At 63.0% G+C, this 506-nt stretch carries 1 protein-coding gene; it reads left to right on the forward strand.

The window, feature by feature from the left end:
• Window positions 1–34 precede the first annotated feature (34 nt).
• A partial coding sequence (locus NA4_RS38540; protein WP_245671815.1) for an AMP-binding protein occupies window positions 35–506 on the forward strand: 472 nt, incomplete at its 3' end.

Below are 506 nucleotides of genomic sequence, written 5' to 3' on the forward strand. Positions count from 1 at the left end.
GCATTCGGTGTCGTATCTGGATCGGGTGCGTCCGTTGACCGAGTTGCATTTGGCGTATGTGATCTATACCTCTGGGTCGACGGGTAGGCCGAAGGGTGTGGCGGTCACGCATGCGGGTTTGGCGGGGTTGGTGGAGCATGAGGTGGCGGTGCGGGGGGTGTCGCGGGAGTCGCGGGTGTCGCATCTGTGTACGCCGAGTTTCGATTTTTCGGTGATCGAGATGTTGTTGGCGTTTTCGGTGGGTGCGACGTTGGTGGTGACGCCGCCGGGGGTGTTCGCGGGGGTGGAGTTGGTGGATGTGTTGCGGCGGGAGCGGGTGACGCATTTGTGTATTACTCCGGGTGCGTTGGAGTCGCTGGATCCGGTGGGGTTGGGTGATTTGCGGGCGATTCTGTGTGGTGGTGAGCGGGTGAGTCCGGAGTTGGTCGCGCGGTGGGCGACGGGGGATCGGTCGTTCTATATCGTGTACGGCCCGACCGAGACCACGATCTTCGCCACCGGCACCG

Origin of the sequence: Nocardia amamiensis NBRC 102102 (genome assembly GCF_001612745.1) — a bacterium.
Taxonomy (GTDB): domain Bacteria; phylum Actinomycetota; class Actinomycetes; order Mycobacteriales; family Mycobacteriaceae; genus Nocardia; species Nocardia amamiensis.